The 23,226-nt window shown below is 40.9% G+C and carries 19 protein-coding genes; 9 read left to right on the forward strand and 10 right to left on the reverse strand.

The features are described 5' to 3' along the window. Nucleotides 1–120 precede the first annotated feature (120 nt). The 5 genes from ABJK37_RS08570 to ABJK37_RS08590 all read right to left on the reverse strand — a co-directional run bounded on the left by ABJK37_RS08570 (nt 121) and on the right by ABJK37_RS08590 (nt 6,108). A complete protein-coding gene (locus ABJK37_RS08570) occupies nt 121–519 on the reverse strand; it encodes a hypothetical protein (RefSeq protein ID WP_348352083.1) in 399 nt (132 codons plus the stop codon). 418 nt (nt 520–937) lie between these two features. Beyond that, nucleotides 938–2,077, reverse strand: coding sequence for an N-acetylglucosamine-6-phosphate deacetylase (nagA, locus tag ABJK37_RS08575; protein ID WP_348352085.1), 1,140 nt, complete (start codon nt 2,075–2,077; stop codon nt 938–940). A gap of 25 nt (nt 2,078–2,102) precedes the next feature. Further along, on the reverse strand, nt 2,103–3,059 hold the full coding sequence (locus ABJK37_RS08580; protein WP_348352087.1) for an ROK family protein: 957 nt from the start codon (nt 3,057–3,059) through the stop codon (nt 2,103–2,105). Beyond that, nucleotides 3,052–4,374, reverse strand: coding sequence for a sugar MFS transporter (locus tag ABJK37_RS08585; RefSeq protein WP_348352089.1), 1,323 nt, complete (start codon nt 4,372–4,374; stop codon nt 3,052–3,054). Before ABJK37_RS08585 ends, ABJK37_RS08580 begins: the two co-directional genes overlap by 8 nt. Before the next feature lie 144 nt (nt 4,375–4,518). Further along, nucleotides 4,519–6,108, reverse strand: coding sequence for a DUF4832 domain-containing protein (locus tag ABJK37_RS08590; RefSeq protein ID WP_348352091.1), 1,590 nt, complete (start codon nt 6,106–6,108; stop codon nt 4,519–4,521). 420 nt (nt 6,109–6,528) lie between these two features. On the opposite strand from ABJK37_RS08590, the gene ABJK37_RS08595 reads away from it, so the two are divergent. The 6 genes from ABJK37_RS08595 to ABJK37_RS08620 all read left to right on the forward strand — a co-directional run bounded on the left by ABJK37_RS08595 (nt 6,529) and on the right by ABJK37_RS08620 (nt 13,890). Continuing rightward, the gene (locus tag ABJK37_RS08595; protein WP_348352093.1) at nt 6,529–7,884 is read left to right on the forward strand and encodes a Gfo/Idh/MocA family oxidoreductase; all 1,356 of its coding nucleotides are present in this window, start codon (nt 6,529–6,531) and stop codon (nt 7,882–7,884) included. 323 nt (nt 7,885–8,207) lie between these two features. Next, nucleotides 8,208–9,338 (forward strand): tRNA 2-thiouridine(34) synthase MnmA, encoded by a 1,131-nt coding sequence (mnmA, locus tag ABJK37_RS08600; protein ID WP_348352095.1) that lies wholly within the window; start codon nt 8,208–8,210, stop codon nt 9,336–9,338. Beyond that, nucleotides 9,338–9,985 (forward strand): high frequency lysogenization protein HflD, encoded by a 648-nt coding sequence (hflD, locus tag ABJK37_RS08605; protein WP_348352097.1) that lies wholly within the window; start codon nt 9,338–9,340, stop codon nt 9,983–9,985. Before mnmA ends, hflD begins: the two co-directional genes overlap by 1 nt. 9 nt (nt 9,986–9,994) lie before the next feature. Beyond that, nucleotides 9,995–11,371, forward strand: a complete 1,377-nt coding sequence (gene purB, locus ABJK37_RS08610) for an adenylosuccinate lyase (RefSeq protein ID WP_348352099.1) — start codon at nt 9,995–9,997, stop codon at nt 11,369–11,371. A gap of 120 nt (nt 11,372–11,491) precedes the next feature. Beyond that, nucleotides 11,492–12,724 (forward strand): adenylate/guanylate cyclase domain-containing protein, encoded by a 1,233-nt coding sequence (locus ABJK37_RS08615; RefSeq protein WP_348352101.1) that lies wholly within the window; start codon nt 11,492–11,494, stop codon nt 12,722–12,724. A gap of 2 nt (nt 12,725–12,726) precedes the next feature. Next, on the forward strand, nt 12,727–13,890 hold the full coding sequence (locus tag ABJK37_RS08620) for a cupin domain-containing protein (protein WP_348352103.1): 1,164 nt from the start codon (nt 12,727–12,729) through the stop codon (nt 13,888–13,890). Between the two features lie 235 nt (nt 13,891–14,125). Here the strand turns inward: ABJK37_RS08620 and ABJK37_RS08625 are convergent, their stop codons facing one another. Further along, nucleotides 14,126–14,752 carry an alpha-ketoglutarate-dependent dioxygenase AlkB gene (locus tag ABJK37_RS08625; protein ID WP_348352321.1) on the reverse strand — a complete coding sequence of 209 codons (627 nt, stop codon included), beginning with the start codon at nt 14,750–14,752 and terminating at the stop codon, nt 14,126–14,128. 91 nt (nt 14,753–14,843) lie between these two features. After that, nucleotides 14,844–17,864, reverse strand: coding sequence for an FAD-binding and (Fe-S)-binding domain-containing protein (locus ABJK37_RS08630; RefSeq protein WP_348352105.1), 3,021 nt, complete (start codon nt 17,862–17,864; stop codon nt 14,844–14,846). A gap of 174 nt (nt 17,865–18,038) precedes the next feature. On the opposite strand from ABJK37_RS08630, the gene ABJK37_RS08635 reads away from it, so the two are divergent. Further along, nucleotides 18,039–18,260 (forward strand): tellurium resistance protein TerC, encoded by a 222-nt coding sequence (locus tag ABJK37_RS08635; protein ID WP_348352107.1) that lies wholly within the window; start codon nt 18,039–18,041, stop codon nt 18,258–18,260. Nucleotides 18,261–18,335: 75 nt separating this feature from the next. On the opposite strand, the gene ppsA is transcribed toward ABJK37_RS08635, so the two are convergent. Then, the gene (gene ppsA / locus ABJK37_RS08640; RefSeq protein WP_348352109.1) at nt 18,336–20,708 is read right to left on the reverse strand and encodes a phosphoenolpyruvate synthase; all 2,373 of its coding nucleotides are present in this window, start codon (nt 20,706–20,708) and stop codon (nt 18,336–18,338) included. 207 nt (nt 20,709–20,915) lie between these two features. On the opposite strand from ppsA, the gene ABJK37_RS08645 reads away from it, so the two are divergent. Together ABJK37_RS08645 and ABJK37_RS08650 are read left to right on the forward strand one after the other, a co-directional pair. Continuing rightward, nucleotides 20,916–21,728 (forward strand): pyruvate, water dikinase regulatory protein, encoded by an 813-nt coding sequence (locus ABJK37_RS08645; protein WP_348352111.1) that lies wholly within the window; start codon nt 20,916–20,918, stop codon nt 21,726–21,728. A gap of 25 nt (nt 21,729–21,753) precedes the next feature. Next, nucleotides 21,754–22,437: a DUF2461 domain-containing protein gene (locus ABJK37_RS08650; RefSeq protein WP_348352112.1), complete on the forward strand. Its 684-nt coding sequence runs from the start codon at nt 21,754–21,756 to the stop codon at nt 22,435–22,437. Between the two features lie 10 nt (nt 22,438–22,447). Here ABJK37_RS08650 and ABJK37_RS08655 read toward each other — a convergent pair whose 3' ends face one another. Next, nucleotides 22,448–22,774 carry an RnfH family protein gene (locus ABJK37_RS08655; protein ID WP_348352114.1) on the reverse strand — a complete coding sequence of 109 codons (327 nt, stop codon included), beginning with the start codon at nt 22,772–22,774 and terminating at the stop codon, nt 22,448–22,450. 4 nt (nt 22,775–22,778) lie between these two features. Then, nucleotides 22,779–23,210 carry a type II toxin-antitoxin system RatA family toxin gene (locus tag ABJK37_RS08660; RefSeq protein ID WP_348352116.1) on the reverse strand — a complete coding sequence of 144 codons (432 nt, stop codon included), beginning with the start codon at nt 23,208–23,210 and terminating at the stop codon, nt 22,779–22,781. Nucleotides 23,211–23,226 lie beyond the last annotated feature (16 nt).

Below are 23,226 nucleotides of genomic sequence, written 5' to 3' on the forward strand. Positions count from 1 at the left end.
AAAATAGGCAGTATGGATAATAACCGCAATGCTACTTTTACTTGAGCGAATTGCTATTCGATGGAACCTAACACTTTTAAAGATTTTAGATGTTAAAGGTTTTAATTAAAAAGGGTTGCACTAGATACACCTATCACTTTTCATCCGGTAAGCAGTTCGATTCGAGTCTGTTGAAATAATCATCTCGCCGTTTGCCAGTTCGATAATTTCATCGACTAAAATTAAACCTGAAGGTATTTCGAATTCACCTGAGCTGTCCAAAACAATATTAGTTAATTGCCCGTTTTTAATATTCCAGATACCTTCAATTACAACAGAAGTGGTTTGACAACTCGCATCCTTAAATTGACGATGAATCGCAGTGCCGTCTTTTTTATATTCAGTTATAAACCACTGTTCACCAAAATATTCGTCTTGTTGTCCTGTAATCCAACTTCCAATAATTTCCTTCTGAAGGTCTGAGTCATTACACAAACCAAACGAAGAAAACAGGACTAAAAACAACATTATAAATTTCAAATTGGCTCCGAGTTTTGAATGGAAACTACATTGCCTTATACGTGGCAAAAAACTGCTGCATAAAGTAAGTGAGGATTGGACAAAAGCCAACCTCTTTTTAACTTTTAAGACAACTTTTTGTAACTAAGATCAAAGAAACAGTAAATATCTACACTTTCCAACAACTAGATTACAGCTATAGTAAACATTGGAAGCAGATAGGATTATATTTGAGCATTGCTTTTTTTGATTAGGTTATTGATATTTCATTGCATTAGACATGTTTTACCAATCCCATTAAAAAGTGTTCACTCAGAAAGCTCCAGCCGATTTAGGGCAAGGCCTCGCTGCGCAGGAATGGCCCCCCTTTCAAGTACTTCGGGTCTATAGTTTTTGACTCAAATTTAAGGTATGGAAACTCGTTCGAAGACTACCCCAATCATTTTCGTTCAGCATCAATCCAAGTACTGTTAACATTTTGCTGGTAATCTAACGACACAAAACTCGCCTGATACCCGGGCTTAATATATCCAAATTGGTTATCAAGCCCCATTGCTTTTGCTGGATATAACGACGCCATACGCACAGCTTCCATCCAGTCAATGCGGGCAAATTTCATGGCATTTTTAATCGCGGTATTCATATCTAAGTCAGACCCTGCTAACGAGCCTGCAGCATTGGTACAACGTCCTTCAATGGCGTAAATGGTTTCGCCATCGAGTACAAAGGATTTTTCAGATGCACCCACGGTAGACATAGCATCTGTGACTAAAATTGCTCCGCCAAGTTGTTTTGCTGCCACTGCCACACGAAAAGCAGCAGGATGCATATGAAATCCATCAGCAATAATGCCAAACCAACTATGTTCGTCATTTAGCGCCGCACCAACCATGCCAGGTGCACGACTTTGCAGTGGCGTCATGGCATTGTATAAATGGGTAAAGCCCGTTAGGCCGGCGTCTAACGCCTCACATGTTTGATCGAAGTCAGCGCCTGTATGTCCAGCAGAAATCACCACACCTTTGTCACTAATACGTTTTATCATCGTGGAAGTAGTTAATTCTGGCGCAATAGTGATTAAGGTTTTACCTACTTTTAGCGAGGTAATAATTTCAAAACCTTGTTCGTCGATGAGGCAAAATTTTTCTTCAGCATGAGCACCTTTACGCTCAGGATTAAGAAAAGGACCTTCCAAATGCACCCCCAAAACCCCCGGAACCCCTTCTTGTATAGCCTGAGTAACGGCGGCTATGGCTTGTCGCATAACGTCATAGCTATCAGTAATCAAAGTGGGAAAAAGACCCGTAGTGCCATACTCGCGATGTGCCTTAGCTATGGTTCGTAAGCCCTCGACAGTCGGCACATTATTAAACATTACGCCACCGCCACCATTGACTTGCAGATCAATAAAACCTGGCACCAAATAATTGCCACCTAGGTCAAAGTCAACTTCGATATTTTCTGGCAATTGCTCTTGGGGTAATACCTGTAGTACTTTACCGCCGTCAATAATCACAGCATGGTCTTTGAGTAACGTTTCACCATTAAAGACATGGCCGTTGATAATCGATTTAATCATTTATATTAATAATCCAGATTGTTAATTAATTTTGCACAACTGCGCTATTGGCATTATCTCGCCCAAGGATAGCGGCACCGCGAACACCACTTGAATCACCATACTTTGCAGCCACAACTGAAGGCGCAATGACGCCATTAAAAAAGTACTTTTGCATAACATTAGGAAGACGCGCATAAATCTCGGCAATATTAGATACCCCTCCCCCCAAAACAATAATATCGGGATCATACATAAGGGTTAACTGAGCGAAATAACAACCTAAACAATCGATATAAACGTCCATTACCTCGATGGCTTTTGCTTCATTATTTCTAAAAGCCTCTACTAACATAGGTACTGAAGTATATTTAGTATCAAAATGTGAACACATCCATAACAAGCCAGGGCCTGCTAAATATGCCTCAACACAACCGATTAATCCGCAACCACATTGACGTAAGGGAAACTGGTAACGTTGCTGCAGCACCGCTGGCAGAGAAACATGACCAAATTCACAAGATACATTTTGTTTGCTCTTATAAAGTTGCCCTTGAACACACAAACCACCCGCAACCCCTGTTCCTATCACCACGCCCAAGGCATTATTTTTACTTTGCGCCGCACCGCCACGTACCTCTGACAATGCAAATGCCTTGACATCATTTTCGAACGAAACTGCTCGACCTAACTTTGCACAGGTATCCCTAACAATAAATTGACCGTTAACACTGCCGATATTAGCCGAAACAGAACGCCCTAGGCTATCCAAATAGCCGGGAAAACCTATGCCTACCGTTCCTTTTGTATCAGATTTTTCATCAGCTTCGTTAACCATTTGCGCTATAGCAGATAACAATGCTTGATAGTCTTTTTGAGGGGTTGGCCTACGCCAAGACTCGACCCGCTTGAGTTGCGAATCAAATATCGCCAATTCAATTTTTGTACCGCCAATATCAAGTCCATAATGCATAGCTTCAGAATTCAAGTTTTGACTAACCACGACTCCACTGCCTCAATTTATGACCCTTAACCGCGTAAAAAATAATAAATACATAACAAGGGATCATTATCCAATAAGCACTTTGGGCATTGCCCGAAGCCTCAACTAAAATTCCATAAAACAAAGGCAACAGTGCGCCACCAGAAATTCCCATAATAAGTAATGCTGAAGCAGTACTGGTGTCTTTTTGATTCAAGCCACTTAGTGCTAATGGCCAAATAGCAGGCCACACCAATGCATTAGCTAAACCAAATAGCGCCACATACAGCACTGCATTTGGAATTGCAGGTAATCCTGTCCAAGCAAATACCAAGTCCCATATTCCATTTGAATTCACACTGGCATTCAATAGTAGAATCGTTAATAACACTCCCAAAATGGCAGAAATCGCCAAGGCTTTTCCTTGACTAAGCCAACGAGGAATAACCAACAACCCCAAAATGTACCCCAGCACCATAAACCCCATAGTGTATGAAGTCATCTGTCCAAAATTGCTCACACCTAACTCTTTGCTAAACAAACCAATGGTATCACCAGCTACCACTTCAGCTCCCACATAGAAAAACAACGCGATTGCCCCAAGTATCACCTGAGGTTTTTGTAAAATACTACTTTTACTGTCATCTTCGATAGAGCTTGTATCCTCATCCGAATTGACACTAGGAAGCGGCATCATTTTGATAAAGATGCCAAGTAATAACAACATAATGGCCATCATCAAATAGGGGGTAACCAGCCGTGAAGAGAGTTCAGCAAGCTCCAAAGCTTTTTGTTCTGCACCTAATGATGCTAAGCGCGCTTCAGTAAATTGCGACATGTCGGTTAATATAAATGCGGTAAATACCAAAGGCGCAATGACCCCTGCCCCTTTATTTAAAATGCCCATAATACTGATACGCACGGCTGCCGATTCACGTGGGCCCAGTAGCACAATATAAGGATTCGACGCTGTTTGCAGAATAGTTAACCCCGCCCCCAACATAAACAATGCCACCAAAAATACAGCATACTCTCTGGTATAAGCGGCAGGAATAAAGGTTAAAGCACCAACAACCATTACGAACAATCCGAGTACCATGCCCTCCTTAAAGCCTGTTTTTCGCAGAATATACGACATGGGTAAGGCCATAACCGTGTAGGAAATATAGAAGGCCATAGTCACAAAATAGGCTTCAATATGATCGAGTTCACAGGCAATTTGCAAAAACGGGATCAATGAGCCATTAAGCCAAGTGACGAAACCAAACATGAAGAATAGCGAACCTATAATTAACATAGGCATAAAGGTGGAAGTAGGTTTATTTGTAGTACTCATACGGCATCCAATTTATTGTTATTATTAAAATTTAAATGAAATAGTAAACTGATTAATATCTCTTAGCACAGACCATTTATACCATGCCTTTGGCACAAAGAGTCTGCAGCAAAAATAAATCATATCCCTAACTCTAAAAAAGAGTCACTCAGTCAATATAATGTTATGTAGTAGCGAGTTATAACCTGCTACATCGTCCCATGTATTTTTATTGGCAAATTGAATACTATACTCAGGGCGATTGGCAATAATCCCGTTATTACTAATATCCGCAACATGTAATGACATTGTGTATTCGCCTGCTTTCACTTTACTGGGTAATTGTAAATTTTCCTCAATAATAATGTGTTGTTCAGGCCGCCATTGCCGAACATCAAATCGCGAACGATCTAACGCAACATAGAATGTTTCACCGCTTAATTTATGGGTAAACACAACTCGTAATTCCATTGGAAACATCGGTGAGGTAAAACCTAAGTTTTCAATGTCCAAATAAAATGGAACGGTTTGACCTATCGTTGCAGAGTCTGGTAATCGTGCCTCGAGCATACTTAAACGATAACCTAGGCGAAGCTTAATATCAGCCATACAATTTTCATCTTGCCAGTCATTGTTCACTTTATTGTTATAGGCAGAGTTTAGATAGGTGAAATTGAAGCGATCGATTGTGCCGACCACACCGCCACTACAGTCATTTTGTGGCGAATAATCATCATCATGGCATGTCTCACCGCCAACTAGAGTATACAAACTGTTCTGAGCTTGGTGCTCTTTTAACGTTTGCACGACATTTTCATTATTAATTGGTGCCTTTGAGGATGTACCATAATCAGCATAGGTTCCCCAGTCATCTTCAGTTGCTAAAAAACAATCATTGTACAGACCTATTCTAGACGCATCGCTACCATCAAACGCCTCTTCTTTAGAAAGAGCAGCAGATGTAATAGCTGCGTCCACGCCATGCACAAACTTTTGAATTAATTGCGGTTTGCGCACTTGCACAGGAATATCTTTGGGTACAGAATCTAAAATCGCTTTAACCACTTCGATTCGGTCACGCCAGTTTTCGTCATAAATTGTCCCCTGAGCGTCAAAGTCACCAAAATGATCGGTAAACATCATTTCTCCCCAAGTGCCGATAAATCCAGCCTGCCAAGTTAATAACACATCATGATTGTGACTCAGTACTTTTGACACTTGTTCGATATGAGCCAGCACTATCTTTTTACTCGCATCGCCATAGGGTGGACATATCCACGCACCACAATTACCAGTAGGAGGCACATTGTTATAAGAAAACCGTACGATAATTTTAACACCCGCTTGCCTAGCAATATCAAAATCGCCCTGTAGTTGCTGCAAAAATTCTGACGATATCGTCTCATCAGTCACAAAGGAATCTAAAATATATTGGCGCAGTAAAATAGAATGTTTAACTTCATAATTACCATCTGTTGGCGTAGTAAAATTATTACGAAGATTTAAGGCATCATCTAATTTTAGCGACTCAAAATCACTCGATTTAGTTGCATAGGGATAATAGAAACCTCTTCCTGGATTCACTATATCAACGTTAGATACCGCGTATTTGATGACAGAATTTAGTGATCCCTTTTCACTTTTTTGTACATGATTACTCGCTTCACATCCCAATAAACCTAAAAGAACCAGTAAAATTAACCAAGGACTACTGTAAATTTCCCTGATCATTCTAGAGACTATTTTCAATACCATGAACCCGCCGAAAACAATTTAATTATCAAGCAGTGTATCTATCAATCTGGATACAATCAACCCAAAATGAAAGCAAAACAACAAAATGAAATCATATGAATAGTGGTAAAGTGAAAATATCAAATCTATAAAGTTTGACTTCGACTGCGCTTATTCACTTTTTCCCTTTCAAACTTTATATTAGCTAGCACCTAAATAATCATAAAAACCTCATGAATTAACGTCACATCGGGTAGAATGCATATGATGTTCAATTATTATGAAATCCGCATTTTACTATATACATGCTAATTTTTACGTATTTACAACAAAGCGACAATGCTTCATTATGTTTTGATTGAAACTTATTCGCAAACCATTAATATGGTTTATAAAAATGACTAATCTTAATTCATTTTAATATCTCGATAGGAAACAATCATGCAAAGAAGAGATTTTATGGTTAAAACACTTGCCAGTGCAGCGCTCGCAACTGCGTCGCCGGCAATGACTTTCGCAATGGGAAAAAGCCCAGATAAAATCAGAATAGGATTTATAGGCATAGGGGCCCGGGGGACAGGGCAACTAGCACTGACTTTGAAACGTAACGATATAGTGGTGACCGCGGTCTGCGACATTGATAAAGAACGCGTAACGAATGCTTCACAGATGGTGCAAGACGCAGGCATGCCAAAACCGACAAGTTACGACAACGGCCCTCATGACTATCAAAGATTGCTTACTTCGAACGAAGTAGACGCCGTCATTATTTCTACTCCTTGGGTCTGGCATACCCCTATGGCCATTGATGCCATGGAAGCCAAAAAAGCCGTTGGACTTGAAGTCGCTGGAGCATTCGATATTCAAGAATGCTGGGCATTAGTGGATGCCTATGAAAAAACCGGTACGCCTTTTATGATCCTTGAAAATGTCGCTTATCGCCGAGATATTATGGCGGTCTTGAATATGGTTAGGCAAAACCTCTTTGGTGAAATTATTCACATGCAAGGGGGCTATCAACATGATCTCAGAGAAGTGAAGTTCAATAACGGAAAACAGTTATATGGAGGCGGGGTTGAATTTGGAGAAAAGGCCTATAGCGAAGCAAAATGGAGAACAGAACATTCATTGATGAGAAATGGAGATCTCTACCCTACACATGGTTTAGGCCCTGTGGCCAATTATATTGATAATAATCGCGGCAATAGATTTGTCTATCTGACATCTACCGCATCCAAGGCTAAAGGTCTAAATGAATATATAGTTGAGCATCCCAAGGGCGGCAAAGACCATCCTAATGCAGAATTAGACTTTCTACTTGGGGACGTAGTCACTACTGTTATTAAATGTGCTAAAGGCGAAACAATAGTCCTCACCCACGATACCAACCTCCCTAGACCTTACTCTTTAGGTTTTAGAGTACAAGGCACCGATGGTATATGGATGGATCTGAATGATGGTATTTACATCGAAGGTACAAGCCCTCCCCATGAATGGGAGAAAGATGCCGCTTATATGAAGCAATATGATCACCCGCTATGGAAAAAATATGAATCGGATACACAGGGCGCAGGCCATGGCGGAATGGACTTCTTCGTGATACACGCATTTGTAGAAGCACTTAAGGCAAATGAACCGATGCCAATGGACGTGTATGACTGTGTATCTTGGGCTGCAGTAACCTGCCTTACAGAACAATCTATTGCCAATGGCAGTGAGCCGGTGCAGTTTCCAGACTTTACACGTGGAAAATGGATGACTCGAAAACCAATTTTTGGTTTTGATGACAGGTATTAGTTTTTTACAACCTCGTTGTAAAACCTCCAGAGGCTACTTTGGAGGTTTGCATGGGTGGCATCCCATAGGCATAAATCGCCGGTCAAAAACCATTCGCCATATACGGATATATCACAAACTACAGCAGTCCATGTGCAGCTTTGAACATGTACACAAGCGCTAGCCCGCGGGGTAATTTAGTCTCAGATAAAATATCCCTCACAACGGCTGCAAACATCGACTTTCATATACCTAAATCCCCTGATTAATCAGATGATTTCCCGCTAAAGAACTGCTAAACTTCGCGTCCTTTTTTCAGCCTCTAGATCTTATATTCAAATTCTATGATAACAACTTCCTCTAACAACAATGACACTCGAGACAACAACCAAATAAAAGTGGTGGTAGGTATGTCTGGTGGAGTCGATTCTTCCGTCTCAGCTTATTTGCTCAAAGAGCAAGGTTATCAGGTCGAAGGGTTGTTTATGAAGAACTGGGAAGAAGATGACAATGATGAATATTGTGCCGCAGCGGAAGATCTTAAAGATGCACAAGCGGTATCCGATAAGTTAGGGATCACCTTACACACCATTAACTTTGCCGCCGAGTATTGGGACAATGTTTTCGAATATTTTTTGGCAGAGTACAAAGCGGGGCGAACGCCTAATCCCGATATAATGTGCAACAAAGAAATCAAATTTAAAGCATTTCTAGAATTTGCGGCTGAAGAGTTAAACGCTGATTATATTGCTACAGGACACTACGTGCAGCGCTCGAACGAGACGGGAAACTGGCAGATGCTACGAGGCCTAGATGACAACAAAGATCAAAGCTATTTTCTGTATACCTTAGGCGAACAACATATCGCTCAGACGCTTTTCCCAATTGGTCATTTAGAAAAACCACGGGTACGAGAAATCGCCCTAGAACAAGATTTAGTGACTCACGATAAAAAAGACAGCACAGGTATTTGTTTTATTGGAGAGCGTAAATTCAAAGACTTTTTAGCACAATATTTACCCGCTCAACCTGGAGAAATTGAAACTGCTGAAGGTAAAGTAATCGGAAAGCACGAAGGGTTGATGTACCACACCTTAGGACAGCGTAAAGGCCTGCTGATTGGTGGCATGAAAGAATACGGTGAAGAACCTTGGTACGTAGTAGACAAAGACATTGAACGTAATGTGTTAATAGTAGGTCAAGGTGCAGATCACCCACGACTCTATTCAACTGGATTACTTGCTAATCAGTTACACTGGGTTGATCGCAAAGGTCCTCAGCAGACGATTAAATGTTCCGTGAAAACACGTTACCGACAACAAGATATTGCATGCCAAATAACACCAAATACAGATGGTAGTCTTTTAGTGAAATTCGACGAACCACAAAAAGCCGTGACACCCGGACAATCAGCCGTTTTTTATCAAAACGAAATTTGTTTAGGTGGTGGCATAATAGAGAATTATATCCGTTAATGAGTAACAATAATCATCGTAGATTTTACGAAAGTAATATCGCATTAGCTGGTTTGTGCCAAGCGGCAGCGCTGGTAAAACAAATCGCCCGAACTAACGAATTTGATCAGCAAGCTTTAGCGACATCGTTAAATAGTATCGCTATCACGAATTCAGAGAATACCGAACAGGTATTTGGGGATATCAGTTATCTTGCCCTAGGTTACCAAACATTACTTGACCAGCTTAGTAATCAATCAACTAATAAAGACGTCGAAGTTACTCGGTATATCGCTAATTTGTTATCTATTGAACGCAAGTTAAGTGCTAATAAAAAAACCATGGCTGCCTTAGGTGAGCGTATTTCGAATATACAAAGACAACAGCAGCATTTGGAAATTACCAACACCCAAATGTTGAGTAATCTTGCAAGCATTTATACTGATGTCATCAGCCCAGTATCAAGAAAAATTCAAGTGGCGGGTGATCCGGAAATTCTAAAACGCCCAGACAACCAAAATCGCGTTAGAGCGGCATTGTTGGCAGGCATACGAGCAGCGGTTTTATGGCGGCAACTAGGCGGAAAACGCCGACATATATTATTTAGCCGTCAACAAATTGTTGCTAGCGCGCAAAACACTTTAAACAACATAAACACGCCCAATTAGGAGTATTTCATGAACTTATCTGCACTCACTGCTGTTTCTCCAGTAGATGGCCGTTACGGAAGTAAAACAGTTGAGTTAAGACACATATTTAGTGAATTTGGTTTGCTAAAATACCGCGTGATTGTTGAAGTTCGTTGGTTACAAAAGTTAGCTGCAACTACCGATATTCAAGAAGTGCCGGCCCTAAGCCCACAAGCCAATGCATTTTTAGATAAGATTGTTAGTGAGTTTTCTGAAGCTGATGCACAGCGTATTAAAGACATCGAACGTACCACTAATCACGATGTCAAAGCGGTAGAGTACTTTCTAAAAGAAAAAGTAGCCGACACCCGTGAATTACAAGCCGTAAACGAATTTATTCACTTTGCTTGTACCTCAGAAGATATCAACAACCTGTCTCACGCTTTAATGTTAAGTGAAGCTCGAGATGAAGTGATTTTACCCTACTGCGATAAGTTAATCTCTGAACTAAAACGTTTAGCGATAGAATTAAAATCGGTGCCTATGATGGCTCGCACCCATGGACAACCGGCCTCGCCTACTACTATGGGTAAAGAAATGGCTAATGTGATGATCCGCTTGCAACGTCAACGGGATCAAATCGCACAAGTGCAAATGTTAGGTAAAATTAATGGTGCAGTAGGTAACTACAATGCTCACCTTAGCGCCTATCCTGAAGTAGATTGGCACACCTTTGCCGACGAGTTTGTCAGTAGTTTAGGTGTGACTTTTAATGCCTTCACCACACAAATTGAACCCCACGATTATATTGCAGAATTATTTGATGCTATTGCTCGTTTTAACACTATATTGCTAGATTTTGACCGCGACGTATGGGGCTATATTGCTCTTGGTCACTTTAAACAAAAAACCATAGCCGGTGAAATTGGCTCATCTACCATGCCTCACAAAGTCAATCCTATTGATTTCGAAAACTCTGAAGGTAACTTAGGCCTAGCGAATGCCATGTTTGCTCACTTGGCCAGTAAGTTACCGGTTTCTAGATGGCAGCGAGACTTAACTGACTCGACCGTACTGAGAAACTTAGGTGTTGGTGTAGGTTATGCTGTTATTGCTTATCAGTCTTCTCTAAAAGGCATCAGCAAACTAGAAGTCAATGAACAGAGCCTGCAAAATGAGCTAGACAATAACTGGGAATTATTGGCCGAACCCGTACAAACCGTCATGCGTCGATATGGTATTGAAAAGCCCTACGAAAAACTCAAAGAGTTAACCCGTGGTAAAAAAGTCAACCAACAAATTATGGCTGATTTTATTGATACTTTAGCGCTACCCGACAGCGCCAAGGCACAACTTAAAACACTCACTCCAGCTAACTATATTGGCCGGGCTATTGAATTTGTAGAAGGTTTAGACGAAGAATAAAGTTGAGTATTAATACTCCCTAAAAATCGGTTAAAGACTATACTTAATACCCCGTCGATATTGAGCAGTAAATAACAGCACACAGGTATTAGTTAGTTCGATTTTTAAAAGGAATTTAAAATGCTCAAACGTTTTTTAAGAATGTGGGTATCTGCTGGAATTGCCAGTTACCCACATGAATACTTTACCCCCGTTCGAATCACCAATGTTATTGCCTTTTTGGTTATAGTGGTTTCACTTTGCCAAATTCCCGGCGCTTTATGGTTTTGGGATCAAGCTGGTAATTTTCAATTATTAATCACTGGTTCAACGATCACTTTACTGGTATTTGTTCCTTTCTTAAATCACGCGTCTTGTTATTTACTGGCTAAAACCTGGTTAATTATTGTCTACATATTGAATCTCTTAATCACTTGTTTTTTATGGCAAATGGACTTGTACATCCACTTTTTCTATTTGTTGGCAGTTGTCTGTTGCCCGTTCTTTTTTACCGAACAAGAAACAAAGTTAAAATGGGCATTCTCAATACTGTTTACCGGTTTGTTTTTACTCACAGAAACTTATTATCAACTAAATGTAACGACTCAATACAACAGCGCACAGCAAAGTTTCAAATTTGCGAGTGCCGGCCTATTGGCGTTAGCCAGCTTACTTTGTAGCTTTCATATTCAGAAAAACGTCAACCGCAGCTGGAAAAAACTAGCCCTAGAGAAAAAGCGCTCCGAACAGCTACTGTTAAATATTCTACCCAATAGTATTGCGCAACGCCTAAAAAGCTCCCCTCATTTAATCGCAGACTATTTCGCCCAGGCCAGCATCTTATTTGCGGATATTCAAAACTTCACGCCTATTTGTAGAACACATACACCACAGGAATTAGTAAAGATATTAAATGAGACATTTTGCACCTTCGACGAGTTATCACTCAAGTATGGCTTAGAAAAAATCAAAACCAGCGGTGATGGATACATGGCCGCTGGTGGATTACCCAAAGCCAACTCATTACATGCCATCCAATGCTGTTTTTGTGCATTAGAAATGCAACAGGCATTTCAAAAAATCAGCAAAAAATACGACTTAAAAACAGGACTACGCATTGGTATTGGCTGCGGTGAGGTGATTGCTGGGATAATAGGTAAAAACAAATTCAGCTATGACATGTGGGGTGAAGCAGTTAATCTAGCATCACGCATGGAAAGTCATGGTTTATGCAATAAAATTCAAACCACACAATCTACTTACGAGCTAACAAAAAGTACCTTCGATTACACCAAACGAGGGGAAATAGAAATTAAAGGCTTAGGTTTAGTCAATACCTATTGGTTACTAGGCCGTAAACAACTCATTGGATAAAGATGTACAAATTACAAAATATCGATATTGCAGTTTTTCTTAGAGATTATTGGCAACAAAAACCACTGTTAATTCGGCAAGGATTTAAGGATTTCCAAGATCCCATTGATGAACATGAGCTTGCGGGCTTAACCGAAGAAGAATCGGTAGATTCGCGAATTGTCAATAATCAAGACGGCAAATGGGCGGTCGAACACGGCCCTTATGATGATATAAACAGCCACTGTTTAGGCCAATGGAGTTTACTGGTGCAATCAGTAGACCATTATGTGCCAGACGCCGATAGTTTAATGAACACCTTTGATTTTATTCCTGTGTGGCGTATGGATGATTTAATGGTGAGTTATTCAAACACTGGAGCGGGTGTTGGCCCGCACCTCGACCAGTACGACGTATTTATTATTCAAGGAAAGGGCAGCAGACGCTGGCAGGTAGGCTTACCTAGCCACTACGAAACAATTAGACCCCATCGTGATTTATCTCAGGTGACAGGTTTCGAGCCTATAATAGACGAAGTACTCAGCGCTGGAGATATCATTTATATCCCAGCCAATCATCCACACAATGGCGTAGCACTAGAGCCCTGTATGAATTATTCGGTAGGTTTTAGAGCCCCTTCCCAACAAGAAATGCTGTCGTCCTTTGCTGATTACGCTATTGACCACAACACTTTGACTCAACGTTACAAAGATGAAGCGTTATCCCCCCGCGAATTCACAGGTGAAATCAAACAACAAGAAGTTGCACAATTCAAAGCGTTGTTAATGCAAATGTTGCAGAGCGAGCAATTTGATCAATGGTTACCGGTATTTTTAAGCGACAACAAAAAAGCAGATGATGAGTCAAACCAACAAATCGAAGAGTTTTCCCAACAAGCCATTATCGACATGCTCAATAGCGGCGAATATTTCCATCGTAATTTAGGGGTCAAACCTATATTTGTAGAGCCTACGACTATCGACAAACTTTCTATTCAGACATTTACTTTTTACATAGAAGGTGAGTCTTATTCTGGCCCCGCTGCATCGGCTGATATAGTCAAAAAGTTTTTATCAGAGCCGTTCATTTCTGAAACAGTAGGTGAAATTCAATATAGTCAACACCAAGATTTTACTGCGCTTTTGACCCTACTTGTGAATAATGGTCATTGGTATATAGAAGATTAAGAATCAACACTAACTTAATTGTGCAAAAACAGACACTTATGACTCACAGCCCGACTTCACGGTTATAGCAAATTGCGGTAGAAGAGGATTGACAAGTCATAACACATCATTCCGCTAAAGTGGGAATGATGCGTTGTTCAAGGGAATGTGGAAAGCTTTTGCTTTTGCTTTTGCTTTTGCTTTTAGCTAGCCTCTATTTCCTAGACTCTATCTACTAACCCCGTCCTATCACTTATCAGCAACTGGCAAATTGAGTCTCATCAATGGTTCTAAAGGTTAGGTTCACTCTTGGGGTATTCACTGTTTTGGTGGGCGGTAGTCGATGTAACCAATGGCTTTGTGTTTCGCCTTTCATGACTAATAAGCTGCCGTGTTGTAGCAATAGTGAAACGTTTTTTTGACTGCGTTTATGTTTAAAGGAGAACTTTCGCTGGGCCCCAAGACTTAACGAGCCTATCTCCCCGTTTTTCAATAAGTCCTTTTCAGCATCGCTGTGCCAAGCCATGCCTTCTTCACCACTGTGGTATAAATTGAGTAAACAAGAATTAAAGCTAGCCCCAGTCTTTTCTTCAACAATACTTTTAAGTTCAAGCAATTCATCAATCCAGGGCAATGCTAGTTTTGTCGCGTTAGAATACGTATAGCTAAAAGGCTTATCACCATACCAAGCCACTTTACGCTTGGTTAGGATCTGCTTACCAAAAATATTGGCTTGGTCACTTTTCCATTCAATTTTTTCAAGCAACACATCAAAATAATAATTGGCCTGTACAGCTGGGATAAGCAATCCATGGTATTCCACCAGCCCATCGTAATCGATCACATTGATCGGCGTACATTCAGGCTCATCAAATAGATCCATGTTTTGCAATCTATCCTCCTTATACTTAATTAATTCGATATATTCACAGCACTGCCTGGTGTGAAATCAGCAATAAACCTTTGATTCCGCTCTAACTTAAACTCATCGCCAATATTTGTAACGGATGTTTAGGTTTAAACTTCTCAAACCTTGCCACCTGACTACGGCAAGAATAACCGGTTGCTACTATTTGTTCTGGCTGATATTGACTGACTGCCTGTTGCCAACTTAATTGGTATATTCCGGTGGATTCTTCGATATGACTCGCTTCGTGACCAAATGTCCCCGCCATCCCGCAACAACCAACTGAGACAGCCGTTAGACTAAGGCCTGTTTTCTCGAAAATTTGTTGCCATTGTTGTTCACTAGCTGGCAATGCGGTTTTTTCGCTACAGTGACCAAACAGAGCATAATTTTGACGAGTGTTTGCGTTAACTTTTGGGAGCTCAAGTTGCAACAACCATTCGTGCACGAGTTGCACCTTAAATTCACCCCGAGCGGCGCCCAAAGTTTTAGTATATTCGTCGCGATAACACAGCACCATTGAGGGGTCGACACCTATCATAGGCAGGTCCAGTTCATCTAACTGATTCAACAAATCTGCAGCAGTTTTTGCCGTCTTAGCAAATTGCGTTAAAAACCCTTTTACATGTTGCGGTTTACCGTTTGGCATAAAAGGCAGTAACACGGGTTCGTAACCTAGCTTTGTAATCAGTGAAACTAAAGATTCAATTACGCTTGCATCGTAAAAACTCGTAAAAGGGTCCTGCACAATACACACTTTTTTGGCCAACTGACTTGGGTCTAATTTTTGTAGTGCTTCTAAATTAAATTGCGTGGTTAAGTCACCATTCAATCTTTCACTAAGCGTGGGTTGCGACAAAATAGGCGTATCTAGATAACCAACTGTTTTGCGAATAGTTTGTTTCACCCAATTTTGACGCAAGAAAAAATTAATGAATCCCGGTACTCTTGCCATTAAAGGCACCATGGTTTCAATATTCCCCACTAAGTGGTCTTTGGCTGGGCGCATGTAACGTTGATAATACATACTTAAAAAACGCGACTTAAATCCAGGCACATCCACACTGACAGGGCATTGGCTTGTGCAAGCCTTACACGCCAAACAGCCTTCCATCACCTCTAGTACTTCATGAGAGAAATCATCGGCCACTCTTTTATCAGTGGAATTTCTAAAACGTTCAAACCAACTAGGTGGATCTTCGTTATGCTCTAATGCGTTTACATCTATGTTTTGTTTTGACAAAAGCCTCAACCACTCTCGCACCATACTGGCACGACCTTTAGGGCTATGACGTCTGTCACCGGTGATCTTAAATGACGGGCACATTGGAGAAGTGGTATCGTAATTAAAGCATAATCCGTTGCCATTACAGCTCATGGTTGGTTTAAACGAACTTCTCACCTCTATGGGAATTTGACGGTCAAACTCACCACGTTTTTGATCTGAGACTTTCACCAAAGACTCTGTCGAATCTAATGGAGTGCAAATTTTTCCAGGATTCATTTTGTTAAGAGGGTCAAAAACGCTCTTAATTTTTCTCAGCTCAGTGAATAACTCCTCTCCAAAAAATTGCGGACCATATTCACTGCGGTAACCTTTACCGTGTTCTCCCCACATCAAACCACCATATTTAGCGACTAAGGCCACTACTTGGTCAGAAATTTCCGGCACCATGGCTTCTTGCTCTGGTTCGCATAAGTCCAGCGCTGGACGTACATGTAAGACGCCCGCATCCACATGACCAAACATCCCGTATTTTAAGCCCTTACCATCTAATAACGCCCGAAATTCCATGATAAAATCGGCTAAATTTTCCGGTGGTACGGCGGTGTCCTCAACAAATGCTATCGGTTTTTTAGAACCTTTTATTTTGCCCAATAATCCCACTGACTTTTTACGCATGGCGTAAATTTTCTGAATGTCGGCTTTATCGTAGGTAATTTGATAACCAATGACTCCTAGGTTTTCCGCGGAGTCTAAATTGGCGCTTAATATAGCTATTTTTTGTTCGATATCAGCTTGGTCATTACTGTTGTACTCGACCATGTTTAAACCAAGTACAGTTTTACCCTCGACTTCAGTAATCAAACTATCGACTGAATGCCAAATAATGTCCTGCTTCGCCATATTGAGTACATTACTGTCTACCGTTTCTACTGACGTGGCATTGGCAGCAACCATACTAGGTGCATGTCGCAGTGCGGATTCGAATGAATCATATTTAACATTAACCAATGCTTTAAACTTAGCGATAGGCGTGATATTCACTTTCGCTTCCGCCACAAAAACCAAAGAGCCTTCAGAGCCAGTAATAACTCGGCTCATATCAAATACAGATAAATCCTCATTCAGCGTATTTTCCAAATCATAACCCGTTAAAAAGCGGTTCAAGCGAGGAAATTTATCTATGATTTGCTGGCGTTTTCCCAAACAAGTATCCAATAACTGTTGGGTTACTTTAGCCATAGGCGTGTGTTCTTGGCTCAACACTTTTGCGTCATCAATTGCCATTGGAGCGGTATTTAGAATTGTTCCGTCTGCCATAACTGACGTCAGAGCCAAAATATGATCGCTGGTTTTACCGTATACCAAAGAGCCTTGCCCTGAAGCATCAGTACTGATCATGCCGCCCACAGTAGCTCTATTACTGGTAGACAAGTCAGGCGCAAAAAAGAATCCCAAGGGCTTTAACACTTCATTTAGCTGATCTTTGACCACCCCTGCCTGGACTCTTGCCCATCCTTGCTCAGCATTGACTTCTAAAACTTGATTCATATACCGCGACACATCAACAATGATACCGCTAGTAAGTGATTGGCCATTAGTGCCTGTACCACCACCTCGGGCTGAAAATTTGACTGTTTGATAAGTATTTGCGGTTTGACCTATCAATGACAAATCATCAAGACTTTTGGGAAATACCACTGCTTGAGGCAACTGTTGATAAATTGAATTATCGGTAGACACCGCCAAACGGCTCCCATAGCTATACTCAATATCACCAGAAAATTTGGACTTAGTTAAGTCGGATAAAAAGTCCTGATAGTGGTTTTCAATAAGAGCTTGGGTGTCTAACGCTGGCAGCATAGGGAAAATTCAATCATCGTTGAAAAAATAGAGCATCAATTATACCCAAAATGAACATCAGTGTTCTAGATCTGTTCGGCATTAAATAGTTTGTAACAACTGAAATTTTCAGTAAAAAACAACTTGGTATATGCTTAACCAATCAACTAACCGCATTCAACTAGGGGTAATAAGATGAAGAAGAAATTACGAATCGTATTGGGTAGCCTGCTAGCCTTGTTTGGCGTAGTGTTTTTTATTCTGCCCGGTTCGATGTTTGTGTTGTTATTAGGCTTATTAATGCTCAGTTACGATGTGCCCAAAGCCAGAGATTGGTTAAGGACCTGCCAAAACGGTATGTCTAGATCGGCGCGCAAGTTAGATAAAATGATTTTGGACAGAAAACTTAGAAGTTAGAGAGTATTTCAATAGGGACAAAAAAGCCGCTTGGACGAGTTGTTAAGCGGCTTTTTTGATCAACAGTTATTGGTGTTATCCGTGTTTTTCACCTAAGTACAACCAGGTTTCTACTACAGAATCAGGATTAAGCGAAACACTATCAATACCTTGCTCTACCAACCACTGTGCTAAATCTTCATGATCAGAAGGGCCTTGGCCACAAATCCCGACATACTTACCACGCTTTTTCGCGGCTTGTATTGCCATCGATAACAAAGCTTTTACCGCAGGATTACGCTCATCAAACAGATGGGCGATTAATCCAGAATCACGGTCCAAACCTAGCGTTAGTTGAGTTAAGTCATTAGAGCCAATTGAAAAGCCATCAAACATATCTAAAAATTGGTCAGCCAAAAGAGCATTTGACGGTAGTTCACACATCATTATTACACGTAAGCCGTTTTCACCTTGTACTAAGCCCTCTTCAGCAAGTAGTTCTAGTACTTTAGCCCCCTCTTCTAAGGTACGAACAAAGGGGATCATGATCTCAACATTAGTTAAGTCCATTTTATTGCGAACTCGCTTTATGGCTTCACATTCCAAAGCAAAACATTGTCTAAAATCATCTGAAATATAACGACTGGCGCCACGGAAGCCAAGCATTGGGTTTTCTTCGTCTGGTTCGTACTGATACCCCCCGACTAAATTAAAATATTCATTGGATTTAAAATCAGACATTCTTACAATAACTTTTTCAGGTGAAAACGCCGCTGCAATAGTAGAAATACCTTCAACTAATTTTTCGATATAAAATTCTACTGGTGACGCATAGCCAGCCATCATATCGCTAATTTCTTCTTTTAATTCATCAGGTTGATTATCGAAATCAAGCAGTGCTTTTGGATGCACGCCAATCATACGGTTAATAATAAACTCAAGTCTTGCCAAACCTACGCCAGCATGAGGTAAACGCGCAAAGTCAAAAGCTCTATCGGGATTACCCACATTCATCATCACTTTGAGAGGAATATTAGGCATTGCGTCGATTCTCGAGGTGACCACGTCAAAGTCCAATACATCACCGTATATAAAGCCCGTATCCCCCTCAGCACAAGACACAGTAATTTTGTCACCATTTTCGACAGAAGCTGTCGCATTGCCACAGCCCACTACCGCAGGAATACCTAACTCTCGAGCAATAATGGCCGCATGACAAGTTCGTCCACCACGGTTGGTTACAATTGCAGAGGCTTTTTTCATTATTGGCTCCCAATCAGGATCGGTCATGTCAGTGACTAATACATCTCCTGGCTGGATCTTATCCATTTCTTCCACGCCTTTGAGCACTTTTGCTACGCCAGCACCAATTTTGTGACCAATGGCTCGCCCTTCACACACGGTTTTCGCTTTGCCTTTAAGCATAAAACGTTCAATGACTTGGATATCTTCACGGCTGCGTACCGTCTCTGGACGAGCTTGTACGATATACAGTTTGCCATCTATACCATCTTTAGCCCATTCAATGTCCATTGGCCGTTGGTAATGCTTTTCGATAATGACCGCCTGTTTGGCCAATTCCATTATCTCTTCATCGCTTAGGGAATATTGACGACTGTCAGCGGCATCGATATCCACAATTTCGACCTGTTTGCCGTGTTCCAAGTCTTCTGAATAAATCATTTTGGTGAGTTTGCTGCCAAGATTTCTACGTACAACAGCAGGCACACCTTTTTGTAAAGTGGGTTTGTGTACATAAAACTCATCTGGGTTGACCGCACCTTGCACTACCATTTCACCTAGGCCATAAGATGATGTGATAAAAACAACATCTTCAAAACCTGACTCTGTATCGATTGAAAACATTACACCAGAAGACGCACAATCACTGCGGACCATTCTCTGAATACCAGCCGACAATGCCACACCTTTATGGTCGTAACCTTGGTGTACGCGATAAGAAATTGCTCTATCGTTGAATAAAGATGCAAATACATGTTTGATTGCGACCATAACTGAGTCGTAACCTTTTACGTTTAGAAATGTCTCTTGTTGTCCAGCAAAAGACGCATCTGGCATATCTTCCGCCGTTGCCGACGAACGCACCGCAAACGAGGCTTCTTCACCGGCTTCGCCTTGTAACGTAACAAACGCAGTACGTATGGCATTTTCCATATCAGGTAAAAATGGTGTCTCAATAATCCAGTTGCGAATAGTTTCACCTGCCACACCTAAAGCGGCAATGTCGTCAACATCAAGGTTATCTAACAATTCATGAATTCGCGCTTCTAAACCACTTTGTTCGAGAAATAAATTAAATGCATGAGAAGTAGTCGCAAAACCTCCTGGAACTTGCACTCCTGCATTCGCCAAATTTGAAATCATCTCACCCAACGACGCGTTTTTGCCTCCAACGACCCCGACATCACCCATACCCAGTTGCTGGTACCACAAAACGTGTTCTTGCATTCTCACTTTCTCCAAATGATTGTTTGGTAATTTAATAATCGTGTTAGGTTAGGCAAACGTCTTAGATTAAACTGTTAAAAACAGTATAAAAAACGACATCCTTATAACGCCTTTACATTTGATAGGGGGATTTTAGAATGTTGTTGTTATAAAAGTAAAATTTTATTATTTTTCGTAATTAAATTACAACAATGTTAAGGAAATGTTTTGAGAACTGCCTATTATATTTCGGATGGAACAGCCATTACTGCGGAGGTTTTTGGCCACGCATTGCTTTCCCTGTTTACGATTGAGTTTAAACACATCACAATTCCATTCGTTGAAACTCCTGAAGAAGCCAATGAGGTAGTTCGAAAAATATCTGAAAGTTTTCAAGATGATGATCAACGACCTTTAGTGTTTTACACAATAGTTAATACTGAAGTGCGCAAGATTGTGTCTAAATCGGTGGGCATAAATTACAACTTTCTGGACCAGTTTGTGGCCCCGTTGGAAAAAGTACTAGGGGTGCCTTCTAAACCAGAAAAACACCGTACTCATAGTATTCATGAAAAGACTTATGACATTCGTATTGAAGCGGTCAACTATGCGTTAGCGAATGATGATGGCTCTAACCTTAAAGATTATCACGAAGCAGATATCATTTTAGTCGGGGTATCGCGCTCAGGTAAAACCCCAACCAGTCTTTATTTAGCGTTACAATACGGTATAAAAGCCGCTAATTACCCTTTTACTGAAGACGACATGGGCGACATCTTACGTTTACCAGCATCGTTGCGACGCTTTAAAGACAAACTTTTTGGACTGACTATTCAAGCAGACAGACTACACCAAATTCGTTCAGAAAGACGTGCCCACAGTAAATATGCATCATTGCAACAATGTCGCATGGAATTACGAGAAGTTGAGAACTTATACCGTAAAGAAAAAATTCCCTTTTTGAATAGTACACGCTACTCAATAGAAGAAATTTCAGCCAAGATTTTGGCCACTACCGGTTTACAACGTAAAAAATACTAAGCTTAGCTATTAAGGAAGAATGACCGTGTTTACACACTTCGAACCAGCATTAATGAAGTTCTTACGAGACTTACAAAACAATAATAATCGCGACTGGTTTAACGATCATAAACAACAATATGAAGATAATGTGCGCACCCCTGCCCTTGCATTTATTGAACAAATGGATCAATGGATCCGTCTTATCTCACCCCATTACGAGGCCAGCCCCAAAAAAGTAGGGGGCTCCCTCATGCGAGTCTATCGTGATGTAAGATTTTCTAAAGATAAATCGCCTTATAAAACCAATGTGGGTATTCAGTTTCGTCATGAGGTGGGCAAGGATGTGCATGCTCCTGGATTTTATGTACATATAGCGCCTGATGAGATTTTTTTAGCCGTTGGTACTTGGCATCCTGACAGAGATTCGTTAGCAGCGATACGAGATCACATTGTGATTAAACCTGGTCCCTACTTAGATGCAGTTGAACATCAACCTTTTACTGAATTTTATGAAATGGCTGGTAACAAGCTCACTCGTCCACCTAAAGGTTATGATAAAGAGCATCAATTAATTGAAGAGATAAAGCGCAAAGACTTTATTGCTATTTGCCCACTTAATGAGAATGACTTATATCAGCCTGATTTTTGCAAAATGGTGGCCAGCCGTTTTGGACGTGCGCAACCATTGCAAAAGTTTATATGTGAAGCCTTAGGATTGAGATTTTAATAGGTGTTACTCAAGCTCTACCACCAGTGACTTTATTAGCTCGGCCTTCGTCTTTGGCTTTTTCTGCTCTGCGGCGTCTCGCTTCTTTGGGATCAGCAATAAGAGGACGATAGATTTCGATTCTGTCACCTTTTTTAGGTAAGTCACTCAGTTTACAAGTGCGATTCCAAATTCCAACCTTTAACACCTCAAGATCTATTTCGGGGAAACGTTTTACGATACCTGATGCCGCAATAGCTTCCTCAACACTCGTGCCTTGCTCGATGACCACTTCAAGCAACGCTTGTTTTTCAGGTGTAGCATATGCAACTTCAATAGATATTTGTTGATCAGTCATATCTTTACCCATATACCTGTTTGGCGCGATCAGTAAAAGCAACCACCATGTTGGCAGCAATTGAATTAAACACTCGCCCAAAAGCCATTTCAATCAAACTACTTGAAAAAGCGAAATCTAAATTTAGCTCGATCTTACACCCCGACTCGCTCAAAGGTAAAATTGTCCAACCGCCTGATAGACGAGAAAACGGACCATCGACTAGATTCATTTGAATAAATTCACCACGCTTTAAGGTGTTATGAGTGGTAAACCACTGTTTAACCCCAGCCTTAGAAATTAATATTGAAGCCCGCATATTGTTGTTGTCTTGTTGTAAAACCTTTGTTTCAGCACACCCAGGGATGAACTCTGGGTACAACTGTACGTCATTAATCAAATCAAACATTGATTCAGCATTGTAAGCAACTAACGCGCTGCGAGATACAATGGCCATTCGCACTCCCTAATTG

This window comes from Paraglaciecola sp. (assembly GCF_039964565.1).
Taxonomy (GTDB): Bacteria; Pseudomonadota; Gammaproteobacteria; order Enterobacterales; family Alteromonadaceae; genus Paraglaciecola.

Excerpts from the sequence above, each read along its gene's own strand:
- nagA (WP_348352085.1), bottom strand. The coding sequence starts at position 2,077 with ATGATTAAATCGATTATCAACGGCCATGTCTTTAATGGTGAAACGTTA.
- ABJK37_RS08585 (WP_348352089.1), bottom strand. The coding sequence starts at position 4,374 with ATGAGTACTACAAATAAACCTACTTCCACCTTTATGCCTATGTTAATT.
- ABJK37_RS08590 (WP_348352091.1), bottom strand. The coding sequence starts at position 6,108 with ATGGTATTGAAAATAGTCTCTAGAATGATCAGGGAAATTTACAGTAGT.
- ABJK37_RS08595 (WP_348352093.1), top strand. The coding sequence starts at position 6,529 with ATGCAAAGAAGAGATTTTATGGTTAAAACACTTGCCAGTGCAGCGCTC.
- mnmA (WP_348352095.1), top strand. The coding sequence starts at position 8,208 with ATGATAACAACTTCCTCTAACAACAATGACACTCGAGACAACAACCAA.
- hflD (WP_348352097.1), top strand. The coding sequence starts at position 9,338 with ATGAGTAACAATAATCATCGTAGATTTTACGAAAGTAATATCGCATTA.
- purB (WP_348352099.1), top strand. The coding sequence starts at position 9,995 with ATGAACTTATCTGCACTCACTGCTGTTTCTCCAGTAGATGGCCGTTAC.
- ABJK37_RS08615 (WP_348352101.1), top strand. The coding sequence starts at position 11,492 with ATGCTCAAACGTTTTTTAAGAATGTGGGTATCTGCTGGAATTGCCAGT.
- ABJK37_RS08620 (WP_348352103.1), top strand. The coding sequence starts at position 12,727 with ATGTACAAATTACAAAATATCGATATTGCAGTTTTTCTTAGAGATTAT.
- ABJK37_RS08625 (WP_348352321.1), bottom strand. The coding sequence starts at position 14,752 with ATGGATCTATTTGATGAGCCTGAATGTACGCCGATCAATGTGATCGAT.
- ABJK37_RS08630 (WP_348352105.1), bottom strand. The coding sequence starts at position 17,864 with ATGCTGCCAGCGTTAGACACCCAAGCTCTTATTGAAAACCACTATCAG.
- ABJK37_RS08635 (WP_348352107.1), top strand. The coding sequence starts at position 18,039 with ATGAAGAAGAAATTACGAATCGTATTGGGTAGCCTGCTAGCCTTGTTT.
- ppsA (WP_348352109.1), bottom strand. The coding sequence starts at position 20,708 with ATGCAAGAACACGTTTTGTGGTACCAGCAACTGGGTATGGGTGATGTC.
- ABJK37_RS08655 (WP_348352114.1), bottom strand. The coding sequence starts at position 22,774 with ATGACTGATCAACAAATATCTATTGAAGTTGCATATGCTACACCTGAA.
- ABJK37_RS08660 (WP_348352116.1), bottom strand. The coding sequence starts at position 23,210 with ATGGCCATTGTATCTCGCAGCGCGTTAGTTGCTTACAATGCTGAATCA.